Raw genomic sequence first — 23,185 nt, forward strand, 5'->3', positions numbered from 1 at the left:
ATGGGAATTCTTGAAGTCAAAGACGTCGGCAAGCGCTTCGGTGGTCTGCAAGCCTTGGGCAATGTAAACCTGAGCGTGGTGGAAAACTCCTGCCACGCGATCATCGGACCCAATGGCGCGGGCAAGTCCACCCTGCTCAACTGTCTGATCGGCAAGCTGATCCCCGACACCGGATCGGTGATGTTCGACGGGCAGTCCGTGCTTGGCCGCACCCCCTATCAAATCTGTCAGATGGGCATTTCGCGCGTGTTCCAAACGCCCGAAATCTTCAGCGATCTGTCGGTTCTGGAGAATATGATGATCCCGGTGTTCGCAAAACGCGATGGATCGTTCCAGCTTAACGCTTTCTCAAACGTTTTTGCCCAAAAGGACGTACTAGAACAGGCCGAACATATGCTCGAAGAAATGAACATGGCCGACAAACGCCACATGCACGCCGCATCCATGTCGCGCGGTGACAAGCGGCGTCTCGAGATCGGCATGTGCCTGTCGCAGCAACCCCGCCTTTTGCTCTTGGATGAGCCGACGGCAGGCATGGCACGTGCCGATACCAACAACACCATCGATCTGCTCAAACAGATCAAGGATGAGCGCGACATCACCATCGCCATCATCGAGCATGACATGCATGTGGTGTTTTCCCTTGCGGACCGGATCACCGTGCTGGCCCAAGGCACGCCGCTGGTCGAGGACACGCCCGACAAGATCAAGGGCCACCCGAAGGTGCGCGAAGCCTATCTGGGCGAAAGTGCTGACTGACCGAAAAGATCATCGCGCCCCGGACCTGGTCCGGGGCCTCCACCGCCATGAAGTCCCGGAGCAAAACCGGGACGGGGAGCGCCAGACATGAATATCAAACCGGACTTCACCAAGAACGCCAATATGGCCGAAACCGCCCCGGCCTTTCTCTCGATCTGGGATATGCACGCCTATTATGGCGAGAGTTACATCGTCCAGGGCGTGTCCTTTAACGTCCACGAAGGCGAAATCCTCGCGCTTTTGGGCCGCAACGGCGCTGGCAAAACCTCGACCCTGCGTTCGATTGCGCGGATCGGCTCGCCTTTGGTGACACGCGGCGAAATCTGGCTCGATCACCAGCCGCTGCACAAAATGGCCAGCCATGAGGCCGCCGCGGCGGGCCTGGGCCTTGTGCCCGAAGATCGGCGCATCATCCCCGGCCTCACGGTCGAGGAAAACCTGCAACTCGCCCAAATCGCACCGCCGGTCGGCTGGTCGATCGAGCGTCTGTACGAGCTTTTCCCCCGCCTTGGGGAACGCCGCAAACAGGAGGGCGTGACCCTCTCTGGTGGCGAACAACAGATGCTGGCAATTGCCCGCGCGCTTGCCCGCGACATCAAGGTGCTGCTGCTGGATGAGCCTTACGAAGGGCTGGCCCCGGTCATCGTCGACGAGATCGAGAAAACGCTGATGCACATCAAATCCCAAGGCATGACCACCATCCTTGTGGAACAAAACGCTGTGCGCGCGCTCAACCTCGCGGACCGCGCGGTGATCCTTGATACCGGCGGCATCGTGTTTGATGGCGCGGCGTCTGAGGTGCTGGAAAATGCCGAACTGCGGGCGGAATACCTCGCGATCTAAAGCGCGCACCGCCCAGTGCCGACTAAAATCACCCGCAGCGCCACCGGCCCTGCGGGTTTTTCCATCGGCGGTGCAGCGGCAGATCGTCCTGCAATTGCCCTCTGGCAGGCGCGCAATTGGGCCCTTTGCCCCGGTCAAATCGCCGAATCGCCCGCCCCTACGCTAAATTTCCCTGTTTTTTCCGGCCAAACCGCGCTATCGCCACCCGGTGCGCGTGTTAGCGACGGCCAAGATCGCTTTTCACCGGCGTTCCGGTGAATTATAAGTCCACAAGGGACGAGATCGCAAAAAACCGGCCCGCGGGGCACGTAACAACGGGTGGAATCGAGAATGACAAAAAATACGCATGATGCCGACGTGGCTTTTATTGAAGCTCTGGCAAAACTTTTACGCGACAATGATCTGACAGAATTGCAGGTCAAACGCGACTATGCCGAAGACGACAGCCTGAATGTCCGCGTGAGCCGCGCAGCACCTGTCGCGGCCCCTGTCCAGATGATGGCCCCTGCCGCGCACGCAGCCCCGGCACCCGCCGCCGCCGCCGCCGCGCCCGCCGAGACCGTCAGCGACGATCCGGCCAGCCATCCCGGTGCCGTGGCCTCGCCCATGGTCGGCACGGTTTATATGCAGGCCGAGCCCGGCACACCGGCGTTCATCAGCGTCGGTGACACCGTGGCCGAAGGCGACACGCTTCTGATTGTTGAAGCGATGAAAACCATGAACCACATCCCCGCCCCGCGCGCCGGCAAGATCACCCGCATCCTTGTCGCTGACAGCGACCCGGTGGAATTCGGCACGCCGCTCGTGATCCTCGAATAAAGGGCGCAGCAGATGTTTGACAAAATCCTGATTGCCAACCGGGGCGAAATTGCCCTGCGCGTGATCCGTGCCTGCCGCGAAATGGGCATTGCCAGCGTCGCGGTGCACTCCACCGCCGACGCCGACGCGATGCATGTGCGTATGGCCGATGAATCGATCTGCATTGGCCCCGCGCCGTCGGCGCAATCCTATCTGTCGATTCCGTCGATCATTGCCGCCTGCGAAGTGACCGGCGCACAGGCCATTCACCCCGGCTATGGCTTCCTGTCGGAAAACGCCAATTTCGTGCAGGTGATCGAAGACCACGGGCTTACCTTTATTGGCCCCACTGCCGCGCATATTCGCATCATGGGCGACAAGATCACCGCCAAGGAAACCATGATCAAGCTCGGCGTGCCCTGCGTGCCCGGCTCGGTTGGTGGCGTGCCTGATCTGGCCACGGCCAAGAAACTGGGAGCCGAAATGGGCTATCCGGTGATCATCAAGGCCACCGCCGGTGGCGGCGGCAAGGGGATGAAGGTTGCCACGTCTGACAAGGACATGGAAAAGGCCTTCACCACCGCGCGCGCCGAGGGCAAATCGAACTTCGGCAATGACGAAGTTTATATCGAAAAATACCTGCAAAAACCGCGCCATATCGAGGTTCAGGTGTTTGGCGATGGCAAAGGCGGTGCGGTGCATCTGGCCGAGCGCGACTGCTCGCTTCAGCGCCGTCACCAGAAGGTGTTCGAAGAGGCCCCCGGCCCCACCATCACCCCCGAGGAACGTGCGCGCATCGGCAAAATCTGCTCTGACGCGATGGCCGACATCAATTATATCGGCGCCGGCACCATCGAATTCCTCTACGAGGATGGCGAGTTCTATTTCATCGAAATGAACACCCGCCTGCAGGTCGAACACCCGGTCACCGAAGGCATTTTCGGCATCGATCTTGTGCGCGAACAGATCCGGGTGGCCGAAGGGCTGCCGATGTCTTTTGGCCAAGAGGATCTGGTGATCAACGGCCATGCCATCGAGGTGCGGATCAACGCCGAGAAGCTGCCGAATTTCTCGCCCTGCCCCGGCCGCATCACCCAATATCACGCCCCCGGCGGGCTTGGCGTGCGGATGGATTCGGCGCTGTATGACGGCTATTCGATCCCGCCCTACTACGACAGCCTGATCGGCAAGCTTATCGTGCATGGCCGCGACCGTCCCGAGGCGCTGGCGCGTCTCAATCGCGCGTTGGGCGAGCTGATCGTTGACGGCGTCGACACCACCATCCCGCTGTTCCACGAGCTGTTGCAGGAACCCGACATCCAGTCCGGCGACTACAACATTCACTGGCTGGAAAAGTGGCTGGCCCGTAATCTCGGCTGACATGATGATCGATCCGGCGCATGAGCTGGACCCCGATCTGGTGCTACAGGCCTATGCCTCCGGCATCTTCCCCATGGCGGAACACCGCGACGACCCAGAGGTTTTCTGGGTCGATCCGCGCCGCCGGGGGGTGGTGCCGCTGGACGGCTTTCACCTCTCGCGGTCCTTGGCGCGAAGCCTGCGCCGCAAGCCCCACCAGATGCGGATCAACACCGACTTTGCCGCGGTGATGGAGGCCTGCGCTGACCGCGCCGAGACCTGGATCAACCCCCCGATTTTCGACGCATTTCAAAGACTTCACACCCAAGGCCACGCGCATTCGCTGGAAATCTGGGACGGCGACGCGCTAATTGGTGGGGTCTATGGGCTCGCGGTTGGCAAGCTGTTCTGTGGCGAGTCGATGTTTTCACGCCGTACCGATGCGTCGAAAATAGCGCTGGCTTATCTTGTCGACCGGCTCAATCAAGGCGGGTTTACCCTGTTTGACACCCAGTTCCTGACCGACCATCTGGGGTCACTTGGCGCGATCGAAATCTCACGCAGCCGCTATCATGACCAGTTGCGCCGTGCGATCAACGGCGAGGCGTCGTTCACCGCGCCGCCGCTGGCCGAGGCTCACTCGGTCTTGCAGCGCATGACCCAAACGTCATAACGCGCGTGATCCAGCGCGCTGAGCGCCGGCGAAGACCCGATCATCCAGCCCGAAAATATTGGCGTCGCAGCGTCCCGCTCCCAAACCTTGGTAAAGGCAAAGGCATCGCCCGCCAAATTGCCCTCGGGATAGCGGCATTCCGTCATTTCGATCCGCAGGCTGCCATATTCGGTGCTGGCCCCGTTCGACAGATCCATATCGGTGGTTTCGCCTGACACTTTGTCGAGGCCGCGCAGCACCGCGCCACTGCCCAGTGACACCGACTCTTGTGCTGCGACCGGGAACGCCAGGCAGATGGCTGCCGCGACTAGAAAGCCTCTCATTGCGCGTTATCCCCACCAGATACAAATTTAAGCAAAAGTGAAATCAGGCTGACCGCGCCCTGGGTGTCTTCGATTTCCTGCCCCGGCTCGAAGTAAAACGGCGATCCGCCCGGCACGATCTCAACGAAATTTCCGCCCAAAAGGCCCTCTTGCGCGACAGCCACAGCGCTGTCATCGGGGATCTGGATGTCATTTTTTACGGTAAACACGGTGTCGGCGCGGTAGGTTTCGGCGTTAAGCGTCACCTCGGTCACGGTGCCAATCTTGACCCCGGCAAGCCGCACATCGGTGCCCACCAATATGCCCTCAAGCGACCGGAAACTGGCCGTCAACGGATAGCCGCTGCTGCCCTGCGACAGGCCCGTGGCCTGCCCGGCGTAGATCAGAAAGCCCAGAGCGATGGCCAGAACGGCCCCGCCCACCAGAACTTCGGTCTTGTTTTCCGACATGGGTGTGCGGCCTTATTCCGGCGTCCAAGCCTCATAATCCTGGCGTTCAACCGGATCAGGGCGACGCAAAGACCCCGCGGGCGCATAGGCCAACGGCGTACCGGTCAGGTTTTCCTGATGCGGCTTTTCCCAGGTCTTGCGATGCAGCGGGCGTGCGGTGGGCGGCTCTTTCATCGTGTGATGCAGCCAGCCGTGCCACTCGGGGTTCACCCGGGTCGCTTCGACTTCGCCATTGAAGATCACCCAGCGGCGCTTGGCATCTTTGGTCTCGTAAAAGATGTTGCCCTGATCGTCTTCGCCGACCTTGACCCCGTTGCGGCGGGTGTAGAGCGAGGTGCCCAGCGTCGAGCCGTTCCACCATGTCACGGCGCGCAAAAGCGTGTTCAGGATACCCATCGATGCCTCCGAATTGGTCTTGCCTCGGTATGGCGCAAGCGGCTTGAAAGGTCCAGCCGCAAAGCCTTGCCTCGGCAGATGTAGGCCGGGCGTGAGCCCGGCACAGGTGTTACCCCGCCGTCGCCGGCGTTTTTTCCGCATCGGAATAGATCATCAGCGGGGCGGCGTCGGAATTGACCGCCTCTTCGTTGACCAAAACCTCGTCGACATTCTCCATGCCGGGCAGTTCGAACATCGTATCGAGCAGGATATCCTCGAGGATCGAACGCAGGCCCCGCGCACCGGTTTTACGCTCGATCGCCCGCTTGGAAATCGCGGTAAGCGCTTCTTCGGTGAACGACAGCGTGGTGTCTTCAAGCTCGAACAGACGCTGGTATTGCTTGACCAGCGCGTTTTTCGGCTTGGTCAGGATGGTGACAAGCGCATCTTCGTCGAGGTCTTCGAGCGTTGCCAGAACCGGCAGACGGCCAACGAATTCCGGGATCAAACCGAATTTCAGCAGATCTTCCGGCTCGAGATCCTTGAACACTTCGCCCACGCCGCGCGAATCTTCGTCACGCACATCAGCACCAAAGCCCATTGCCGAGCCCTTGCCGCGCGCCGCGATGATCTTGTCGAGGCCAGCAAACGCGCCGCCGCAGATGAACAGAATGTTGGTCGTGTCGACCTGCAGGAACTCTTGCTGCGGATGCTTGCGCCCGCCCTGCGGCGGTACGGAGGCCACGGTGCCCTCCATCAGCTTGAGCAGCGCCTGCTGCACGCCCTCGCCCGAAACGTCACGGGTGATCGAGGGATTTTCGGATTTGCGCGTAATCTTATCGACTTCGTCAATATATACGATGCCGCGTTGGGCCCGCTCGACGTTATACTCCGACGATTGCAGCAGTTTGAGGATGATGTTCTCGACATCCTCGCCCACATAGCCCGCCTCGGTCAGCGTCGTTGCATCGGCCATCGTGAACGGCACATCAAGGATGCGCGCCAGTGTCTGGGCCAGCAGCGTCTTGCCGCAGCCGGTCGGGCCAATCAGCAGAATGTTGGATTTCTGCAGCTCGATGTCGCCGGATTTTGCCGCGTGGTTCAACCGCTTGTAGTGGTTGTGCACCGCCACCGAAAGCACGCGCTTGGCCACGGTCTGGCCAATCACGTAATCGTCGAGAACCTGACAAATCTCCTTGGGTGTCGGAACACCGTCAGACGATTTCAGTCCCGCGCTTTTGGTTTCTTCGCGGATGATGTCCATGCAAAGCTCGACGCATTCGTCACAGATGAACACGGTCGGGCCGGCAATCAGCTTGCGAACCTCGTGCTGGCTCTTGCCGCAAAAGCTGCAATAGAGGGTGTTTTTGCTGTCACCACCGGTAGTCGTCGCCATGTGTCACCTTTCGGAGCCTTTGAACTGCTCTTGTGGTCCTGCAATTTGCAGGGACCTGGGTCTTTTGCCCAGCTTAGGACAGGCAGCAGGGAGCGACAATTGCAAAATGCGCCCCCTGCTGCATGAGATTTAGTCGGCCTCGGCTTCGGCCTTGGCGCGATTTTCGACGATTTCGTCGATCAGGCCCCATTCCTTGGCATCTTCGGGCGACATGAAGTTGTCGCGCTCCAGCGCCTGTTCCACCTTCTTGAGCGTCTGACCGGTGTGATGAACGTAGATTTCATTCAACCGGCGCTTCAGCTTCAGGGTTTCCTCGGCGTGGATCATGATATCGGTCGCCTGCCCTTGATAGCCGCCAGACGGCTGGTGCACCATGATGCGGCTGTTGGGCAGCGAGAAGCGCATGCCCTTTTCGCCCGCCGTCAACAGCAGCGACCCCATCGACGCCGCTTGGCCGATCACCAGGGTCGAGACCTTGGGCTTGATGTATTGCATCGTGTCGTAAATCGACAGGCCGCTTGTCACCACGCCACCGGGCGAGTTGATGTACATCGAGATATCCTTGGACGGGTTTTCCGCCTCAAGGTGCAACAGCTGCGCCACGATCAGCGACGACATGCCGTCGTGCACCGGGCCGCTGACGAAAATGATCCGCTCTTTCAGCAGGCGGGAAAAGATATCGTAGGCGCGCTCGCCCCGGCTCGTCTGTTCGACGACCATCGGGACAAGTGTATTCATGTAGGTATCGATCGGGTCTCGCATCTCGGCCTGCCTCTTGGTGCTCTGGGGTGTCTTACCCCGCCAGAATTACCAGAGTCTTAGTCATGGGTTTGGGGGGCTGCAAGGGGCGGAAACAAATCGGGCTGCGCCTGCCGTGTCGTCTGCGCAGACGAACGCTTGTTCCACGGTGCCTGCACGCCATACCGCGGCCCCCTCATCGAACCTGCTCATAAGCCATTTGAATCCGCACAAACCCATCCTTGATTTTGCTTCTCCTACTAGTGCAATTGCCCAGTTAAGGCCGCAGACCCAAGCGCCAATTACCGAACCATTCCGTCTGTATGACCCAGCTATACCGCAGGATCCTTACCCAACAGTTAACCCATAAGATTGTACACAAAGGCAGCGTGACGACGGCGACTTAGGTCGGCTAGGCTCTACTCAGCCCCAGTCCTGAAGCCGCGCGACGTAACGTGCCAATGTATCAATTTCGAGGTTAATCTTGTCACCCATCACAACCGCACCCCAGGTCGTTGCCTCTTTGGTATGCGGGATGAAATTGATCCCGAAATCGCGTCCTGACACCTCGTTGACCGTCAGCGACGTGCCGTTAAGCGCAACCGAGCCTTTGGGCGCAATGAATTTCGCCAGCGCCTCGGGCGCACGAAACGTCACCCGCGTACTGCCGCCTTCGTCTTTCATATCAACCACTTCCGCCACGCCATCAACGTGGCCCGATACGATATGACCGCCGAGCTCATCCCCAACCTTCAGCGCCCGCTCAAGGTTCACCATCCGACCCTCGGCCCAACTGCTGAGGTTGGTTTTCGACACGGTTTCAGCGCTGATATCGACGTCAAACCAATCCGTGCCAAGCGCCACCACCGTCAGGCAAACCCCCTCGCAGGCGATCGAGGCACCAATGTCGATGGTCGCGGTGTCATAGCCAGTGCCAATCCGCGCCCGCAGATCGCCGCGCATTTCCAAGGCCTTGATCCGGCCAATATCGGTGATGATCCCGGTGAACATGCTTTTCCTCGCCGCTGCTGGCCTTTCAGCCATAATTTCGTCCATATGGCGTGTTAATGAAGCCTATCCGAACCATATGAGGGAAATCGGCACGATGGGCAACGCCGCCGGAGAGAAAAGGGTTTTCCTGTTTTTACAGGGACCGCACGGCCCGTTCTTCAACCGCCTTGGCCGAATGCTGAGGATGACCGGTGCCCAGGTATGGCGCGTCGGGTTCAACGCCGGCGACCGGGCGTTCTGGTTCCATCCCAAAAGCTTTGTGCCCTACACCGGCACAACTGAGGACTGGCCGGATACCTTTGACCGGCTGATCGACGAAAAACAGGCCACCGACATTGTACTATATGGCGACACCCGCGCCATTCACGCCGATGCGGTCCGCATTGCGCGGGACCGCGGGCTGACGGTGCATGTGTTTGAAGAAGGCTATATGCGGCCCTATTGGGTGACGTATGAGCGCGGCGGCAGCAACGGCAATTCGCGCCTGATGGAGATGAGCGTCGAGACCATGCAAAAGGCGCTCAGCCTGTCGGATATGGAAGCGCCCCTGCCCCCCGGCCATTGGGGCGACACCCGACAACATGTATTTTATGGCGCGCTGTATCACTGGTTCATTATGTTTCGAAACGGCAGTTTTCGCAATTTCCGGGCGCATCGGGAATTGCCAGTAACGATGGAATTTGCACTTTATTTCAAACGCTTGCTCTTGATGCCGCTCCATGCGTTGGATCGCAAGGCGGCAACGCTGGGCATTCGCCATGGCGGCTATCCCTATCACCTTTGCCTGCTTCAGCTCGAACATGATTCCTCGTTCATTGAACATTCACCTTTTGCCCGTATGACTGAGTTTCTGGAACTCGTGGTCGCGGGCTTTGCCCAAGGGGCCCCTGGCCACCATCACCTCGTTTTCAAGGCCCATCCGCTGGAAAACGGCCGCACCAACATCCGCCGCGAACTCAAGCGGTTGGCGGTGAAATACGGCGTCAAAGGTCGGGTGCATTACGTGCGCGGGGGCAAGCTTGCGCCGCTGCTGAATGATGCGCGCACTGCGGTCACGGTCAACTCGACCGCCGGGCAACAGGTGCTCTGGCGCGGCATCCCCCTGCGGGTGTTTGGCCGTGCCGTTTATGCCAAGCCTGAGTTCGTCTCGATGCAGCCGCTCAAGGACTTCTTTGCCGCGCCGGAACGGCCTGACAACCGCGCCTACAAGGATTATCGCCGCTATCTGCTGGAAACCAGCCAAATTCCCGGCGGATATTACTCGGCTAAGGGCCGCCGCCAATTGCTGCGCATGGTGGTGGATATGATGCTGTCGACCGAAGATCCCTATGATGGCTTCGCCTCGGGCACCGCCGCACCGCGCCAACAATTGCGTTTGGTGACCTGACCGCGCCTGTGGTCGCTCGCACATCATCACGCCCGGACCTGGTCCGGGATCTCCTGCCCCATGCCCTCCGGCGGCCTCGGATCACATCCGGGGCAGGCATTCCCCCACGGGATCCGTGCGCAACCAGATCCCCCTCAAGCCTTTACACCGCAGCCGGCGAAAATACCGCCGATCTGTGCCCTCGACGCCACGCCCGCCCGCCCATTGCCCGGCGGGCCCATCCACTCTGGATTTTGCATACGGATTCCCGTAGATTACCGGGAAAAGCTGAGGCAGCATAAAAATACAAGGTCGAGGAGACCGAGCAGTGAGAAACCATCAAACCAGATGGGCCCGATCCGTGGCCCTGCTTCTTGCCGTATCGCTTGTGGCGTCCTGTGGATTGCCCCGGTCTGGCCCGAACAAACGTGAAATCTATGCCGGATCGGTTCAGCGCGAAGGCGATGCCTTTATCGTCTCGGTCAATGATCGGGTGACGCGGGCCACCGGCGTCGTACCCGCGCTGGGCTTTGCTGACAGCTTCAAGAATGCCGGTGTCGTCGGATCCGACGTGATCCGCCCCGGCGATACGCTTGGCCTGACGATCTGGGAAAACGTTGATGACGGTTTGCTGGCGGGCGAAACCTCAAGCTCGACGGTCCTCGAAGAGGTGCAGGTCGATGGGGCCGGCTTTATCTTTGTGCCCTACGCGGGCCGGATCAAGGCCGCCGGCAACACCACCGAAGCGATCCGCCGCGTCATCACCCGCAAGCTCGAAGAACAGACCCCCGATCCGCAGGTCGAACTGCGCCGCGTCGCGGGCGACGGCTCGACTGTGTCGGTCATCGGGGCCGTGGGCGGCCAGGGCATCTATGCAATCGAGCGTCCGACCCGCACGCTGTCGTCGATGCTAGCGCGTGCCGGTGGCGTGACGATCCAGCCCGAGGTGGCGCAGGTCACCGTGACCCGCGGCAGCCATACTGGCAAGGTCTGGTTCCAGGACCTCTATGAATATCCCCAGATGGACATCGCCCTGCGCGGCGGTGACAAAATCCTGATCGAACAGGACACCCGCGCCTTTGTCGCGCTGGGTGCCACCGGCGCACAATCGCGCGTTCCGTTTGAGAGCCAGACGCTGTCAGCCGTCGAGGCGATTGCACAGGTTGGCGGGCTGTTGGCCACTTCGGCCGATCCCACCGGCGTCTTTGTGTTCCGCAACGAGGCTGAAGCGATTTCCGAAAACGTGCTGGGCCGCGACGATCTGCAGGGCGCGCAACGCATGGTCTATGTGCTTGATTTGACCGAGCCCAACGGGTTGTTCCTCGCCCGCGATTTCGTGATCCGCGACGACGATCTGCTCTATGTGACCGAAGCGCCGTTTGCGCAGTGGAGCAAAACCATCGCCGCGGTGACCGGCACGCTCGGCGCGGTCGGCACCATCACATCGACGGTCGACACCGTCTCGACCCTGACCGGCGGCACCGGCGGTTAAGCGATGGCTCCGGCCAGCAACGAAACAGTCGCCGGGGCCGCAACGCCCCGGCGTCTTTACGTCTATAACGGTGGTTTCCTGACGCAACGCCGGGTGCGGCGCATTTTGACGCTGGCGGGCTATCGCATTCGGCTCGGCCTGCCCGGCGCGCATGATCTTGTCGGTGTCTGGGGCCAAAGCCCGACCGCCCGTCGCGGCGAAGCGGTGGCCGCGCGGCAAGGGGCGAAACTCGTGCGGATCGAGGATGCTTTCTTGCGCTCGCTCCACCCCGGCCGCAGCATGGGCGAGCCGCCGCTTGGCCTGATGATCGACCACTCCGGCCTGCATTTCGATCCCAAACGCCCCTCCGACCTTGAGCAGATCCTGACGCAAGACCCGCTGGATGACGGCGCGCTGATGACCCGCGCGGGCGATGCCATTGCTCGGGTCAAAGCCGCGCATCTGACCAAATATTCCGGCTTCGACGCCGAAATCCCTGCCCCCGCCCCCGGCTATGTGCTGGTGATCGACCAGACCCGTGGCGATGCCTCTGTCACCGCCAGCGGCGCCGGGCGGGCCGATTTTCTTGAGATGCTGGTGTTTGCCCAAGAGGAGCATCCCGGCGCGCGCGTGGTGATCAAGACCCATCCCGAGACCGCCAAAGGCCTGCGTGCGGGGCATTTCGGCCCAGAGGATGGCAATGACCGGATCACGCTTTTGACCGATCAGATCAGCCCGTGGCGGCTGTTTGACGGCGCGGTCGGGGTTTATACCCTGTCGTCACAAATGGGGTTCGAGGCGATTTTCGCGGGCCATAAACCGCGCGTCTTTGGCCAGCCGTTTTACGCCGGGTGGGGCCTGACGCAGGATGAAAATCCGGTGCCGCGCCGGGAACGGCAGCTGACCCGGCATCAGCTTTTTGCCGCCGCGATGATCCTTTATCCGAAGTGGTACGACCCTTTCACCGACCAGCTTTGCGAGATCGAACAGGCGCTGAACGCCTTTGAAGCCCAGACCCGGGCCTGGCGCGAGGATCACACCGGTTGGGTGGCCTCGGGGATGCGGCTGTGGAAACGTCGGCCGCTGCAAAAGGTGTTTGGCACCCAGAAGCCGATGCTGTTCCAAGACGACACCGGCAAGGCGCGCGAACTGGCCGAGGCGCAGGGCCGCAAACGGATGGTCTGGGCGAGCAAATCCGGCGAGCTTGATGAGGTTGTGCGGGTCGAAGACGGGTTCCTGCGCTCGCGCGGGCTTGGCGCGGAACTGGTGCCGCCGCTGTCGCTGGTCGCGGATGATTTGGGCATCTATTACGATCCGCGCCGCGAAAGCCGGCTGGAACGGTTGATCAACGCCAGCGCCGATCTGCGGCCCGACGAAGTGCAACGGGCGTTTCGACTGCGGCGCAGCATCCTTGCGGCGGGTCTGAGCAAATACAACCTGCGCGGCGCCCTGCCCGCCCTGCCCGAGGGCCATCGGATTCTGGTGCCCGGTCAGGTCGAAGACGACGCCTCGATCCTCACGGGATGCACCGAGGTTCGCAGCAATCGTGCGTTGCTTCAAGCCGCGCGCGACGCCAATCCGGACGCGGTGATCCTCTACAAACCCCACCCCGATGTCGAGGCCGGGCTGCGCCAAGGCGCCGTGCCCGATGCCGCCGAGCTTGCCGATCTGGTGCTGGAGCGTGCCGATCCGGTGGCGCTTCTGGACGCGGTGCAAGAGGTCTGGACCCTGACCTCGCTGCTGGGGTTCGAGGCTCTGTTGCGCGAGGTTCAAGTCACCACTTTGGGCGCACCGTTTTATGCGGGTTGGGGGCTGACGCGCGATCTTGGCGATGTGCCGCCGCGCCGGAGCGCGCGGCCAACGCTCGATGGGTTGGTGCATGCCACCCTGATTGCCTATCCGCGCTATTTCGATCCGGTGACCGGCCTGCCCTGCCCCCCCGAGGTGGTGGTGCATCGGCTGGCCAGTGGCAAATTGCCCGGCCCCGGTGCGGCCAACCGCGCGCTTGCCAAACTGCAAGGCGCTTTCGCCAGCAAGGCGCACCTTTGGCGGCGCGGCTGATCCCGAAACGCGACGCCCGGCCATAAGCCGGGCGCAGCGGGTCACTCGTCTTCGGTCTCGCCAAAGGCGGCCCGACCGCCGCGCACGGCCAAGCGGCCCGCGCCGACCACGCCTTTGGCCGCCAGTTTGGTCGCACCGCCGACGCCATCGACAGTGTTGCCGACAACCTGTTCGGTCGAACAGGCCGACAGGGCCAGCGCCCCCGCAATCAGCAGGCTGGCGGTCAGTTTGTTCGCTTTGAACAGGGTCATATCGGTCTCCCTCCACATCGGTGGCGTTACATCAGGTGTGGAAGCCAGCCGGCAGGGACGTGCCAAAAGATGCCCAAGCGTGCCGAGGGTACGACAATGCTTATGCGCCTTGGCCAGTTTCCACGATCCAATATTTAGCGGCTATCATCCAATAAGAAAAACGAATAAGAAACATCCATAAAACGACTAACGCTAATGGATTGCTTTGATGGACATCACCCTGCTGCGCACCTTTCTCGAAATTGCCGCCACCGGCTCTTTCGTCAACGCCGCCGACCGGCTGTTTGTCACCCAGTCCGCTGTCAGCCTCCGGGTGCAGCGCCTCGAGGACTCACTTGGCAGGCCGCTGTTCACCCGGTCCAAGGCCGGGGCCGAGCTGACCGCCGCAGGGCGCGAATTTGAACGTTATGCGCTGTCGATCATCAAGGTATGGGAGGAAGCGCGCCAACAGGTTGCCATTCCCGAGGGATTTAACGAGAGCCTGTCGATCGGGGCGCAATATTCGCTCTGGCCGCGCCTTGGCTTTCGCTGGATCGACCGATTGCGCGCCACGCGCCCCGAGCTGAACATCCGCGCCGAGCTGGGCATGCCCGACCGTCTGACGCGGTTTTTGGTCGAAGGTGTTTTGCAGGCGGCGCTGATGTACACGCCGCAACTGCGCCCCGGTCTGGCGGTGGAAAAGGTGCTGGACGAAGAGCTGATCCTTGTGGCCGCATGGGAAAATCCGACGATGGACCTTGCCGGACGCTATGCGTTTATCGACTGGGGGCCGGAGTTTGTGCAGGCCCATGCGCTGCATCTGCCGCATCTGACCAACCCCGGTCTGACCCTGTCGCTTGGCGCACTGGGGGCGGAATTCATCCGCCGCCGGTCGCTCGCTGCGTATCTGCCGGCGCGCTATATCAAGACCTATGTTGACGCTGGCGAATTGCATCTTGTGCCCGACGCGCCGACCTTTCCCTATCCGGTTTGGGCGATCTGGCGTCAGGATCTCGCCCCCGATCTGCGCTTGGCGGCGTCGCATGCGCTGCGCCATGTGGCGGATGCGGCGCAGGGCGAACAAGGCGCGGTGATGGAGAGCCTCGAGGCGATGAGCGACGAAGATCTGGAACGGTTGGGGATGATGACCTCGCCGGTTGCGCAGCCGCCAGACTAATGGATTAACCCGCGACGCGCCGCCAGATGTGCATCACATCGCCGCCCACTGGGCGCACGTCGGCCAGGTGCATCCGGGGCGCTTCGGACAGCCGCTCAACCCCAAGCGCGCCGATGGCGGGCTGGCCCTCGGCCCCAAGCGCCACGCCTGCGGTAAAGCAGATCAGCTCATCAACAACATTGGCCGCGAGCAGCGAGGCCGCCCATTGTCCGCCCCCTTCGCAGAACACCCGCGTCAGCCCGGCCTCGCCCAAAGCGGCCATGACCGACCCCGTGTCAATCTGGCGCGAGGACAGCGCGCAGGGCACCAGCCGCGCGCCCAACCCTTGCCAAGCGGAGGTCAGATCCGGGTCGGCATCGGGCCCGTGGCACAGCCATAGCGGCACCTCAGCGGCGCTGCGCGCCAACTGGCCGGTTAACGGCAGGTCCAAGCGGCGCGAAACCACCACCCGCACCGGCTGGCGGGTGACGCCAAGATCGCGCACGGTCAACGAAGGATCATCCGCCCGCGCCGTGCCCGCCCCCACCATCACCGCATCATGGCGCGCACGCAGGGCGTGTACCTCGCGCCGCGCGGCGGGTCCGGTGATCCACTGGCTTTCGCCGGTGGCGGTGGCGATGCGCCCATCCAAAGTGGTGGCAAGTTTGAGGGTCAGGAACGGGCGGCTCTGGGTCTGGCGCAGGAAAAACCCGGCGTGATCCGCCTCGGCCTGCGCGGACAGCACGCCAGTCGTGACGTCAATTCCGGCGGCGCGCAACAGCGCAAAGCCGCGCCCCGACACCCGCGCATCGCGGTCCTCGACAGCGGCGACAACGCGGCCAACACCGGCCCCGATCAGCGCCTCGGCACAGGGCGGCGTCTGGCCATGATGGGAACAGGGTTCGAGCGTGACATAGGCCGTGGCCCCGCGCGCCAAATCGCCAGCCTGCGCCAGCGCCTCAGTCTCGGCATGGGGCCGCCCGCCCGGCTGAGTCCAGCCGCGCCCGACGATGCGGTTTTCGCGCACAATCACACAGCCGACCGCGGGGTTGGGCCAGCATTGGCCCTGCCCGCGACGGCCCAGCAAAAGGGCGTGCGCCATGTGGCGGATATCGTCATCCTGCATGGCGCAGCCCTTTTGTCTTAGCTTTCCTTCGGATTGTCAGGTTTCTTTCGGGTGGTCTGGCCGCAGTTCGCTGACAAATTTATCAAAGTCATCTGCCGCTTGGAAGTTCTTGTAAACGCTGGCAAATCTCACGTAGGCCACGGTGTCGATCCGGGCCAGGCTTTCCATCACGATCTCACCGATCTGTTTGGACGCAATATCCGTCTCGCCCATGCTTTCAAGCCGCCGCACGATGCCAGAGATCATTTGATCCATGCGCTCGGGCTCGACCGGGCGTTTTTGCAGTGCGATGCGGATCGACCGTTCCAGCTTGTCGCGATCGAAATCCTCGCGCCGTCCGTTTGTTTTGATCACCACGAGGTCGCGCAGTTGCACCCGTTCATAGGTGGTGAACCGGCCGCCGCAGGCCGGGCAAAAGCGCCGCCGCCTGATAGAGACATGGTCCTCGGCTGGCCGTAAATCCTTGACCTGAGTGTCGATATTTCCGCAAAACGGGCAGCGCATTGGCCGTTCCCCTTGTTCTCTGTTCCGCCTCTCATGGGTCTCTTTGCCCACTTATCCACAAAGTATAGAAGCGCCGCCCGCATTTGGGTAGGGGTTTCTTCGAGCACCAAGATTGTGTGGCGGTTCGGTCAATGGCTTCGGCCATTGGATCCCAGATGGGTTCGGTGTTCGCTGCGCGCGGTTGTAGCGTGAAAGCGAAATCTGCAGAGTTTGAAAGCAATAGTTGCAGCAGACGGTTTTTGCATCTGCTTATCCGGAAGTTTTGATGGCGCATTCAGCGACCGTTAAAACGTGGTTGTATGTGCTGGCCGGCTACGGCTGGCCTTAACCGCCATGTGGGACGCCGCGCAGAGATTGCAAAGCGGGCCTGCCGATCAGGTGAACTGGCTCGAATACGTGACCACACCCGAGCGCCACCAGCGCCTCGGGTGTGGTGTCATCACAAAATCTGACTGGCGATATAGTCAGCGATTTTTCGACCGCCCGCCGCATTCGGGTGAATATACTGGCCATCTGCGGTGAACCACTGCGCCGCGTTGTAGGTGCCAAAGATGCGGCTGGTGTCGATCACCTGACAACCGAACTCGTCGCCCACCCCCGCGATGACGCGGTTCACCTCGTCAGAGGCATACTCAGCCACCTTGTTCTGGTAGGTGTCGGAATAGAGGAAGGTCCGAGGTGGCTGAACCAAAAAGATGATCGCCGCCGGGTTGCCATCGATCACCTTTTTCAACATGCCACGATAGGCCGCGCGGAATGTCCCGCTATATTTAATCCGGCCTGTCGTGTCGCCTTCCGCCGTGTAATCGCCCACATTGGCGTAATTGGCGTCAGCAGTGTAGATTTCATAATCGTTAATCAGATCAGGATCGTCGCTCTCCAGATTGGTGATACCCGTTATATCACTCAACCGGCCATTCGGCTTGACGGTCGGGAGTGTCACGCAATACCCACGGTCGTTGGCACCGCCATGAATGATGATCACGTCCGGCTCATAGTGCTGAATATCACCACAGCGCGAGTAGAGCGACCGAGTGCTGCCGGAACGCGGCATGACGGTATCGCCACCCTCGGCTGAGCTATACGCCTTGCGATAACGTTGAGCGCCCTTTTCGTAAATCGTGAGTGTCGCGCCGTAGTCATTCACGTAGGTCGCGCCACTATCAACAATGGCCGCATCTGCACGCACGTAAGCGCCAAGGTCAGCGTTGGTGCTGGCGTCAATTTCGACATATCCAACACCGCCGCGCGCCTCATCCTCATCCCAGATCATGCCGGTCAGCTCGACCAGGCGTGGTTGCCAAGATTTCTGATAGGTGATGCTGTCACCCAGCGTCACCAGTTTCAGCCCTTTGCATTTGTAGGTGTAGCGATCTTGCAGGAAGGGGTAGAAATCAACCGTCGGATCATCCCAATACAAGGTACTGCTCGCCGTTATTAGAGCCCAGAAAGGTGCCTCTGATGTAGTAGGCGGTACCGGGGATATCGAAGAAACCAGTTTCAGTATTTCTAGCGATGGAAGAGATAAAGCCATAATCCTCATCATAGGCATAGATGCCACCGTAGAAAAACATATTGGTCGAGGCGAAGGACCTGCCTTTGCAGTACAGGAATTCGGAGACGCTATTGGTGGCGGATGCGATAACCACACCAGAGCCGTTGATCGTGAACCCGGGCGCGAAACTGTCAGGGTCTAATACGTTCAGGCCGTCCACGATATTTAACGTCTTAACGTAATCCAGCCGCGCCTTGGTGGCGACCGCAGCATTTGTCTCGGTTAACTTTATGCTGTCCTCGGTCACGCCATATTCGTAACGCGTTCCAAAGCGCGAGAAATCGTCGAGATACATATACACAGTGCCCGCGTTCAGACCTGACGCGCGCACATAGACGGTATCGGCAGGCAGCACGTATTTACCGGTCTGCCCTTCGTCAGTATTCGGGACCACCCCCAAGTAAGCCTGATCCTCGTCATAGGCCAGCATCGGGCCGGTCCCATAGACGTTGGACGCGATAAATGTCACGCCCTTCACATACATGAAATCTGTCATATATCGCGCCGGGTTCACGTCAGTGACGGGCAAGCCGGTTGCCGTGCTTAAATAAGCATCCGGGAATATCCTGGCCGGGTCGAGCTTGTTGTAGCTCGGGTCGGTCGTCGGATACCTGACGCCAAGATCGACGGCATTAGGCTCAGGACCCATTGATCTGCTTGAGGCTACGTCGGCAGCGTGATTCAAGCTCCCAAACTGACGGGGGTGATGATGAGCAACCTTTTCTGGCTAACGGACGCGCAGATGGACCGGCTTCGGCCGTTTTTTCCCAAGAGCCATGGCAAGCCGCGGGTGGATGACCGGCGTGTTCTGAGTGGGATAATATTCATCAATCGCAATGGCTTGCGCTGGTGCGACGCGCCCGCGGAATACGGCCCGGCCAAAACGCTCTATAACCGCTGGAAACGATGGAGCGACAAGGGCATTTTCGCGAGGATGATGCACGGCCTTGCGTCGGAGGCAGCGGTTCCAAAGACGGTGATGATCGACGCGACCTATCTGAAGGCGCACCGCACGGCGAGCAGTCTGCGGTCGAAAAAGGGGGGCCCGACGACCAGCGGGGGCGCGCGATCGGCCGAACCAAAGGCGGCATGAACACCAAGCTGCATGCCGTCACCGATGCCGAGGGACGACCGATCCGGTTTTTCATGACCGCGGGCCAGGTCAGCGACTACACCGGCGCTGCGGCCCTTCTTGGCAGCCTGCCATCGGCACAATGGCTTCTGGCCGACCGGGGCTATGACGCCGACTGGTTCAGGGAAGCGTTGAAAGACAAGGAGATAAAGCCCTGCATCCCTGGCCGGAAGTCCCGCGCCAAGCCCGTCAAATACGACAAGCGCCGCTACAAACGCCGCAACAGGATCGAGATCATGTTCGGGCGCCTGAAGGACTGGCGCAGGATTGCCACACGCTACGACCGATGCCCGAAAGTCTTCCTCTCCGCCATCGCCCTCGCCGCAACCGTCATGTTCTGGCTATGAAACGAGAACGAGTCCTGACCCTAAGCAGCGACCGCGCGCTTCCGTTGCCCACTCCTGCCTTCGATAACCCCCGAACGTTGCCACGCGACCTATGCTCGGTCTGATGCATCTCAAGCGCGCTCAGCTCTTGCTCTCAGCCGGCGAATATCTTGGTCGATTTCTTGCAGCGACTGGACCGGCATCTCAGGATCAGGCGTTTCGCTTGCTGGCATGGCTTCTTCAACGATCGTCCCGCCGACCAGATGGTCTCTGATCTCTCGCAAGTATGTCAGAGCGCGGTCGGCTGCTAGCAAAAGAAGCCCGATCAGCCCCGCCGAGACACTACCGCCAAGTAGCAACACGGCTTCGCTCACGGCGGCACCCATGGCGACCAAAACTGCCAGCGCAAAAGCTCCGTAAGCTGAATATCTCAATGCGGTCATAATTATCTCCAAACGATCTCGAACAATACCCAACCATCCTAACTTCGCGTGGTCGCTTGGGGCAGACCAAAAAACACGTCCGAGAATATGGACAGCCTTGCGCGCCTAAATCCGCATTAAACAGCCCTTCAACGCCGATTTTCACGTGTATTGAACAGGTGTTAGACAGTCTGCGCCGACTGCCGCTTCAAAGCAGCCAACAGCGGCGTTTCCGCCTCAAACGGCTCAATTTCTGCGGCTCTGAATGAAACGCCAGCCCACGCCCCCACAGCCGCGACATTTCCCCGAACGCCTAGTTTATAAGGCCATCCACCATAGTCCGGCATCATCTCGAGTCTTCCGGTATCCACTGAAGGAATGTGTTTCAACTAACACCTATAGACTGCATGTTGGCGTGGAATTTACCGGTGAGGCGTTGACCAAATCTTGACCACAACCCTCGTAATTCTTGGCCTTTTCGGGCTATTTCAAGGGGTTGGGGCTCCTGCGGGAATTCTGCGAAGAAATGCGAATTTCGCCTTGTAACTCCGTGGTTTGCGCGGCTATACCCGTCCGCGGAGACGTGGCCGAGTGGTCGAAGGCGCTCCCCTGCTAAGGGAGTAGGCGGGAAACCGTCTCGAGGGTTCGAATCCCTTCGTCTCCGCCATAATTCCCGGTTATTGCTCTGATTATAATAAGCTTTTTCCGGGTCTTTATGGCTGTGTTCCCACACCTATTCCCACACATCGCTCGCCCTTGACCGCACTGTGCTGTGCTGTGTCTCAGTCTTCCAACACATCTTCCTCAGAGAAAACCGGTGATTAATGCCCGTAGACGCTCGCGGCTGAATTGCCCGTAACGACCCAGCGTCGTCAGCACATCGGTATGACCGAGGTTCAGTGAGGTGGCGACAAGCTCTGCGACAGACGTGTACTTTTTTGCGGCGTGACGGGCCAGCATGTGGCGAAAGGCGTGCGGGCCAGACCTGTGCAAATTCGCAGCCGAGAAGGCATCGTTGACGATTTTGCGAACCGGCTCGGTGCTTTTCCAAGAGCGGCGCACAAATCCTTCGGCTGCGAAACCGGTGTTAGAATGCGGCACGATGGCGGTTGCCGGGAACAACGGGTCATCCGGGCCGTCAAGCGCGTCTTCGTCGAGATAGGTCGCCCAAGCGGCCAAAGCCGCTTCGGCCTCAGGGAAGCCCTGCGCAAAGAAGGTGTCGATCCTTTTACCAAATTTGGTTGCTACCTTGCGAGGGTTCTGTGTCACAGATTTCTCATCGAGATTGACATGCTTGATCCGCAAGGAGACCAACGCCCCCGCGCGGATCCCCATCAGACACGACAGCGCGAATATCGCCTTGTCACCCATCCCGCGCGGCGTCGTCGCGGGCATCAACTCCAACGCGCGCTTGGCCTGTTTCACACTGGGCGCAGGGCGGCTCGGCGCGGCCCGAGCTTCGGCCTCATCCCGGCGGGACAAGTTACAGTCGTCCGCGTCTGCGGACCTGATCCGGCTGCGCAAGCCAAAGCGAAAACTCTCGCAATTCGCCAGAATGGCTCGGGGTGTGGACTTTCCCAAGGGTTTGCCACTCGCGCTTTTGGTGATCTCTAGGTGCGTGCGGAAGCCCATGGCACATTCGATGTGAAACTTGCCAAATTCCTTGCGTCTATTCCAGACGTCGAAACGTTCCAGCGCTGAGAATTCGCGGTCGAGGGACTTGTCAGAGAGCTGACGTGCGTATTTGCGATGTTCTACAAATCGGCGCTTGAGCCACTAATTTTCCCATTCGGTCCTTCAAGTCATTCTGACATCCCTTTAATCGCTCAGCGGTAGGGCAAATCGAAGCCGTTCGGACAGGTCGGATTGCGGTAAGTCACGGGGGACCGTGTCCATCACTGTAATGGGATAGGTACATCGGAATTGCATCGAACCAGCATCATGTTGGCAGACCCGCACTGACACGGACCAAAACATGCGCCCGGAATGATCTGTGACAATGGCGGCGGCGACAACGAGACGGTCAATATTGCAACCGTGATCACAACCGCAGCCATGCGGATGCTTTCGCCTGCCGCAAGCCGCTTGACAGGGACGGCCCCGGTATCGAAGTCTGGAGCCGGTGATGCCGATGCCCGCATTCGCAGGCAATTGCGACAGGAGCAAACCCGCGGGGCCCGACCCGATGATGCTAAAAGATGCGGCAGCGCTGATCGTCATCGGCACCTGCGTTGTGGGTTAGGTTTGCTGAAGCCGTTTGAACAGCGCTGACGTATCCCAACGCCCTCCACCCATTTTCTGCACGTCCTTATAGAACTGATCGACCAGTGCAGTGACAGGCAAGGATGCGCCGTTTTCGTTCGCCGTAGACAGACAAATCCCGAGGTCTTTGCGCATCCAGTCCACGGCGAAACCATGTTCAAAATGATCGTCTAGCATCGTCTCATAGCGGTTGGACATCTGCCATGACCCTGCGGCCCCTTGGCTTATCACTTCGACCACGGCGGCGCCATCAAGGCCCGCTTTGGACGCGAAATGCAGGGCTTCGGACAGCCCCTGCACCAAGCCCGCAATGGCGATCTGGTTACACATCTTGGTCATCTGGCCTGCGCCACTCTCGCCAATGCGACGGCACAGTTTTGAATAGACAGTCATGACAGGCTCGGCCCAGTCATAATCCGCCTGATCCCCTCCGCACATAATCGACAATGCGCCGTTTTCGGCCCCCGCCTGCCCGCCGGACACGGGTGCGTCGACAAATGCGATCCGGCGGTATTTGGCGGCGGCATAAAGCTCGGCCGTGACGGCGGCGGACACGGTTGTGTGGTCAACAAATGTGCTGCCCTCGGACATGGTCGCAAACGCACCGTCAGGGCCAAGGCATACGGCGCGCAGATCATCATCATTCCCCACGCAGGCCATCACCATCTCAGCGCCCTGTGCGGCTTCGGCAGGTGTTTTGCCAAAGGCGCCGCCGTGCTCTGCCACCCATTTTTCCGCCTTAGCCGTCGTGCGATTGTAAACGGTCACTGCGTGGCCCGCCTTGGCCAGATGTCCCGCCATAGGATAGCCCATGACGCCAAGGCCCAGAAAGGTCAGTTTTGTCATCGTT

24 protein-coding genes and 1 tRNA gene are annotated in these 23,185 nt (G+C 60.4%); 11 read left to right on the forward strand and 14 right to left on the reverse strand.

Annotation, left to right across the window (positions count from 1 at the left end; genetic code table 11):
• The 5 genes from ACW9UO_RS05355 (at position 1) to aat (ending at position 4,432) form a co-directional block, all read left to right on the forward strand.
• Complete coding sequence (locus tag ACW9UO_RS05355) at positions 1–759, forward strand: ABC transporter ATP-binding protein (RefSeq protein WP_457087952.1); 759 nt, start codon at positions 1–3, stop codon at positions 757–759.
• An 87-nt stretch (positions 760–846) separates the two neighbouring features.
• Positions 847–1,602: an ABC transporter ATP-binding protein gene (locus tag ACW9UO_RS05360; protein ID WP_457087953.1), complete on the forward strand. Its 756-nt coding sequence runs from the start codon at positions 847–849 to the stop codon at positions 1,600–1,602.
• A gap of 330 nt (positions 1,603–1,932) precedes the next feature.
• Positions 1,933–2,421 (forward strand): acetyl-CoA carboxylase biotin carboxyl carrier protein, encoded by a 489-nt coding sequence (accB, locus tag ACW9UO_RS05365; protein ID WP_457087954.1) that lies wholly within the window; start codon positions 1,933–1,935, stop codon positions 2,419–2,421.
• A 12-nt stretch (positions 2,422–2,433) separates the two neighbouring features.
• Positions 2,434–3,780 carry an acetyl-CoA carboxylase biotin carboxylase subunit gene (gene accC, locus ACW9UO_RS05370; RefSeq protein WP_457087955.1) on the forward strand — a complete coding sequence of 449 codons (1,347 nt, stop codon included), beginning with the start codon at positions 2,434–2,436 and terminating at the stop codon, positions 3,778–3,780.
• A 4-nt stretch (positions 3,781–3,784) separates the two neighbouring features.
• A complete protein-coding gene (gene aat, locus ACW9UO_RS05375; RefSeq protein ID WP_457088605.1) occupies positions 3,785–4,432 on the forward strand; it encodes a leucyl/phenylalanyl-tRNA--protein transferase in 648 nt (215 codons plus the stop codon).
• Here aat and ACW9UO_RS05380 read toward each other — a convergent pair.
• From ACW9UO_RS05380 to ACW9UO_RS05405, 6 genes are all read right to left on the reverse strand, one after another.
• Positions 4,396–4,755 carry a DUF2155 domain-containing protein gene (locus ACW9UO_RS05380; protein ID WP_457087956.1) on the reverse strand — a complete coding sequence of 120 codons (360 nt, stop codon included), beginning with the start codon at positions 4,753–4,755 and terminating at the stop codon, positions 4,396–4,398. The genes aat and ACW9UO_RS05380 overlap by 37 nt on opposite strands.
• The gene (gene mlaD, locus ACW9UO_RS05385; RefSeq protein ID WP_457087957.1) at positions 4,752–5,204 is read right to left on the reverse strand and encodes an outer membrane lipid asymmetry maintenance protein MlaD; all 453 of its coding nucleotides are present in this window, start codon (positions 5,202–5,204) and stop codon (positions 4,752–4,754) included. The genes ACW9UO_RS05380 and mlaD overlap by 4 nt, the downstream gene beginning before the upstream one ends.
• 12 nt (positions 5,205–5,216) lie before the next feature.
• Positions 5,217–5,600 carry an NADH:ubiquinone oxidoreductase subunit NDUFA12 gene (locus ACW9UO_RS05390; RefSeq protein ID WP_457087958.1) on the reverse strand — a complete coding sequence of 128 codons (384 nt, stop codon included), beginning with the start codon at positions 5,598–5,600 and terminating at the stop codon, positions 5,217–5,219.
• A gap of 109 nt (positions 5,601–5,709) precedes the next feature.
• Positions 5,710–6,975, reverse strand: a complete 1,266-nt coding sequence (gene clpX / locus ACW9UO_RS05395; protein WP_457087959.1) for an ATP-dependent Clp protease ATP-binding subunit ClpX — start codon at positions 6,973–6,975, stop codon at positions 5,710–5,712.
• Between the two features lie 129 nt (positions 6,976–7,104).
• On the reverse strand, positions 7,105–7,737 hold the full coding sequence (locus tag ACW9UO_RS05400) for an ATP-dependent Clp protease proteolytic subunit (RefSeq protein WP_457087960.1): 633 nt from the start codon (positions 7,735–7,737) through the stop codon (positions 7,105–7,107).
• Between the two features lie 399 nt (positions 7,738–8,136).
• A complete protein-coding gene (locus ACW9UO_RS05405) occupies positions 8,137–8,724 on the reverse strand; it encodes a riboflavin synthase (protein ID WP_457087961.1) in 588 nt (195 codons plus the stop codon).
• A gap of 94 nt (positions 8,725–8,818) precedes the next feature.
• Between ACW9UO_RS05405 and ACW9UO_RS05410 the strand changes: the two genes are divergently transcribed.
• The 3 genes from ACW9UO_RS05410 to ACW9UO_RS05420 all read left to right on the forward strand — a co-directional run bounded on the left by ACW9UO_RS05410 (position 8,819) and on the right by ACW9UO_RS05420 (position 13,622).
• Entirely contained in the window at positions 8,819–10,111 is a 1,293-nt protein-coding gene (locus ACW9UO_RS05410; protein WP_457088606.1) for a capsule biosynthesis protein, read from the forward strand.
• 340 nt (positions 10,112–10,451) lie between these two features.
• Entirely contained in the window at positions 10,452–11,582 is a 1,131-nt protein-coding gene (locus ACW9UO_RS05415) for a polysaccharide biosynthesis/export family protein (protein ID WP_457087962.1), read from the forward strand.
• A 3-nt stretch (positions 11,583–11,585) separates the two neighbouring features.
• Complete coding sequence (locus tag ACW9UO_RS05420) at positions 11,586–13,622, forward strand: capsular polysaccharide biosynthesis protein (protein WP_457087963.1); 2,037 nt, start codon at positions 11,586–11,588, stop codon at positions 13,620–13,622.
• Between the two features lie 41 nt (positions 13,623–13,663).
• Here ACW9UO_RS05420 and ACW9UO_RS05425 read toward each other — a convergent pair whose 3' ends face one another.
• Positions 13,664–13,873, reverse strand: a complete 210-nt coding sequence (locus ACW9UO_RS05425; protein WP_457087964.1) for a hypothetical protein — start codon at positions 13,871–13,873, stop codon at positions 13,664–13,666.
• Between the two features lie 208 nt (positions 13,874–14,081).
• Here ACW9UO_RS05425 and ACW9UO_RS05430 point away from each other — a divergent pair, with 208 nt between their 5' ends.
• Positions 14,082–15,029 (forward strand): LysR family transcriptional regulator, encoded by a 948-nt coding sequence (locus ACW9UO_RS05430; RefSeq protein WP_457087965.1) that lies wholly within the window; start codon positions 14,082–14,084, stop codon positions 15,027–15,029.
• 4 nt (positions 15,030–15,033) lie between these two features.
• Here ACW9UO_RS05430 and ribD read toward each other — a convergent pair whose 3' ends face one another.
• The 4 genes from ribD to ACW9UO_RS05450 all read right to left on the reverse strand — a co-directional run bounded on the left by ribD (position 15,034) and on the right by ACW9UO_RS05450 (position 18,842).
• A complete protein-coding gene (gene ribD, locus ACW9UO_RS05435) occupies positions 15,034–16,134 on the reverse strand; it encodes a bifunctional diaminohydroxyphosphoribosylaminopyrimidine deaminase/5-amino-6-(5-phosphoribosylamino)uracil reductase RibD (RefSeq protein ID WP_457087966.1) in 1,101 nt (366 codons plus the stop codon).
• A gap of 36 nt (positions 16,135–16,170) precedes the next feature.
• On the reverse strand, positions 16,171–16,638 hold the full coding sequence (gene nrdR / locus ACW9UO_RS05440; RefSeq protein WP_457087967.1) for a transcriptional regulator NrdR: 468 nt from the start codon (positions 16,636–16,638) through the stop codon (positions 16,171–16,173).
• A gap of 439 nt (positions 16,639–17,077) precedes the next feature.
• Entirely contained in the window at positions 17,078–18,058 is a 981-nt protein-coding gene (locus ACW9UO_RS05445; RefSeq protein ID WP_457087968.1) for an SGNH/GDSL hydrolase family protein, read from the reverse strand.
• Entirely contained in the window at positions 18,045–18,842 is a 798-nt protein-coding gene (locus tag ACW9UO_RS05450; RefSeq protein WP_457087969.1) for a hypothetical protein, read from the reverse strand. The genes ACW9UO_RS05445 and ACW9UO_RS05450 overlap by 14 nt, the downstream gene beginning before the upstream one ends.
• A 60-nt stretch (positions 18,843–18,902) precedes the next feature.
• Between ACW9UO_RS05450 and ACW9UO_RS05455 the strand changes: the two genes are divergently transcribed.
• Positions 18,903–19,672, forward strand: a protein-coding gene (locus ACW9UO_RS05455; protein ID WP_457088577.1) for an IS5 family transposase whose coding sequence is annotated in 2 segments (ribosomal slippage) — positions 18,903–19,239 and positions 19,239–19,672 — 771 coding nt in all. Because the reading frame shifts where the segments join, the coding sequence is not laid out codon by codon here.
• Between the two features lie 110 nt (positions 19,673–19,782).
• On the opposite strand, the gene ACW9UO_RS05460 is transcribed toward ACW9UO_RS05455, so the two are convergent.
• Positions 19,783–20,094 carry a hypothetical protein gene (locus ACW9UO_RS05460; RefSeq protein WP_457087970.1) on the reverse strand — a complete coding sequence of 104 codons (312 nt, stop codon included), beginning with the start codon at positions 20,092–20,094 and terminating at the stop codon, positions 19,783–19,785.
• Positions 20,095–20,650: 556 nt separating this feature from the next.
• Between ACW9UO_RS05460 and ACW9UO_RS05465 the strand changes: the two genes are divergently transcribed.
• Positions 20,651–20,740 (forward strand) — tRNA-Ser (locus ACW9UO_RS05465).
• 137 nt (positions 20,741–20,877) lie between these two features.
• Here the strand turns inward: ACW9UO_RS05465 and ACW9UO_RS05470 are convergent.
• Positions 20,878–21,555 (reverse strand): tyrosine-type recombinase/integrase, encoded by a 678-nt coding sequence (locus ACW9UO_RS05470; RefSeq protein ID WP_457087971.1) that lies wholly within the window; start codon positions 21,553–21,555, stop codon positions 20,878–20,880.
• Positions 21,556–22,311: 756 nt separating this feature from the next.
• On the reverse strand, positions 22,312–23,181 hold the full coding sequence (locus ACW9UO_RS05475) for an NAD(P)-dependent oxidoreductase (RefSeq protein WP_457087972.1): 870 nt from the start codon (positions 23,179–23,181) through the stop codon (positions 22,312–22,314).
• Positions 23,182–23,185: the final 4 nt, after the last annotated feature.

The sequence above is a fragment of the Marinovum sedimenti genome (assembly GCF_054052205.1).

What these genes read in the sequence shown, in the direction of transcription:
- ACW9UO_RS05355 (WP_457087952.1), top strand. Translation starts at nt 1, where the DNA reads ATGGGAATTCTTGAAGTCAAAGACGTCGGCAAGCGCTTCGGTGGTCTG.
- ACW9UO_RS05360 (WP_457087953.1), top strand. Translation starts at nt 847, where the DNA reads ATGAATATCAAACCGGACTTCACCAAGAACGCCAATATGGCCGAAACC.
- accB (WP_457087954.1), top strand. Translation starts at nt 1,933, where the DNA reads ATGACAAAAAATACGCATGATGCCGACGTGGCTTTTATTGAAGCTCTG.
- accC (WP_457087955.1), top strand. Translation starts at nt 2,434, where the DNA reads ATGTTTGACAAAATCCTGATTGCCAACCGGGGCGAAATTGCCCTGCGC.
- aat (WP_457088605.1), top strand. Translation starts at nt 3,785, where the DNA reads ATGATCGATCCGGCGCATGAGCTGGACCCCGATCTGGTGCTACAGGCC.
- ACW9UO_RS05380 (WP_457087956.1), bottom strand. Translation starts at nt 4,755, where the DNA reads ATGAGAGGCTTTCTAGTCGCGGCAGCCATCTGCCTGGCGTTCCCGGTC.
- mlaD (WP_457087957.1), bottom strand. Translation starts at nt 5,204, where the DNA reads ATGTCGGAAAACAAGACCGAAGTTCTGGTGGGCGGGGCCGTTCTGGCC.
- ACW9UO_RS05390 (WP_457087958.1), bottom strand. Translation starts at nt 5,600, where the DNA reads ATGGGTATCCTGAACACGCTTTTGCGCGCCGTGACATGGTGGAACGGC.
- clpX (WP_457087959.1), bottom strand. Translation starts at nt 6,975, where the DNA reads ATGGCGACGACTACCGGTGGTGACAGCAAAAACACCCTCTATTGCAGC.
- ACW9UO_RS05400 (WP_457087960.1), bottom strand. Translation starts at nt 7,737, where the DNA reads ATGCGAGACCCGATCGATACCTACATGAATACACTTGTCCCGATGGTC.
- ACW9UO_RS05405 (WP_457087961.1), bottom strand. Translation starts at nt 8,724, where the DNA reads ATGTTCACCGGGATCATCACCGATATTGGCCGGATCAAGGCCTTGGAA.
- ACW9UO_RS05410 (WP_457088606.1), top strand. Translation starts at nt 8,819, where the DNA reads ATGGGCAACGCCGCCGGAGAGAAAAGGGTTTTCCTGTTTTTACAGGGA.
- ACW9UO_RS05420 (WP_457087963.1), top strand. Translation starts at nt 11,586, where the DNA reads ATGGCTCCGGCCAGCAACGAAACAGTCGCCGGGGCCGCAACGCCCCGG.
- ACW9UO_RS05425 (WP_457087964.1), bottom strand. Translation starts at nt 13,873, where the DNA reads ATGACCCTGTTCAAAGCGAACAAACTGACCGCCAGCCTGCTGATTGCG.
- ACW9UO_RS05430 (WP_457087965.1), top strand. Translation starts at nt 14,082, where the DNA reads ATGGACATCACCCTGCTGCGCACCTTTCTCGAAATTGCCGCCACCGGC.
- ribD (WP_457087966.1), bottom strand. Translation starts at nt 16,134, where the DNA reads ATGCAGGATGACGATATCCGCCACATGGCGCACGCCCTTTTGCTGGGC.
- nrdR (WP_457087967.1), bottom strand. Translation starts at nt 16,638, where the DNA reads ATGCGCTGCCCGTTTTGCGGAAATATCGACACTCAGGTCAAGGATTTA.
- ACW9UO_RS05450 (WP_457087969.1), bottom strand. Translation starts at nt 18,842, where the DNA reads ATGGGTCCTGAGCCTAATGCCGTCGATCTTGGCGTCAGGTATCCGACG.
- ACW9UO_RS05460 (WP_457087970.1), bottom strand. Translation starts at nt 20,094, where the DNA reads ATGACCGCATTGAGATATTCAGCTTACGGAGCTTTTGCGCTGGCAGTT.
- ACW9UO_RS05475 (WP_457087972.1), bottom strand. Translation starts at nt 23,181, where the DNA reads ATGACAAAACTGACCTTTCTGGGCCTTGGCGTCATGGGCTATCCTATG.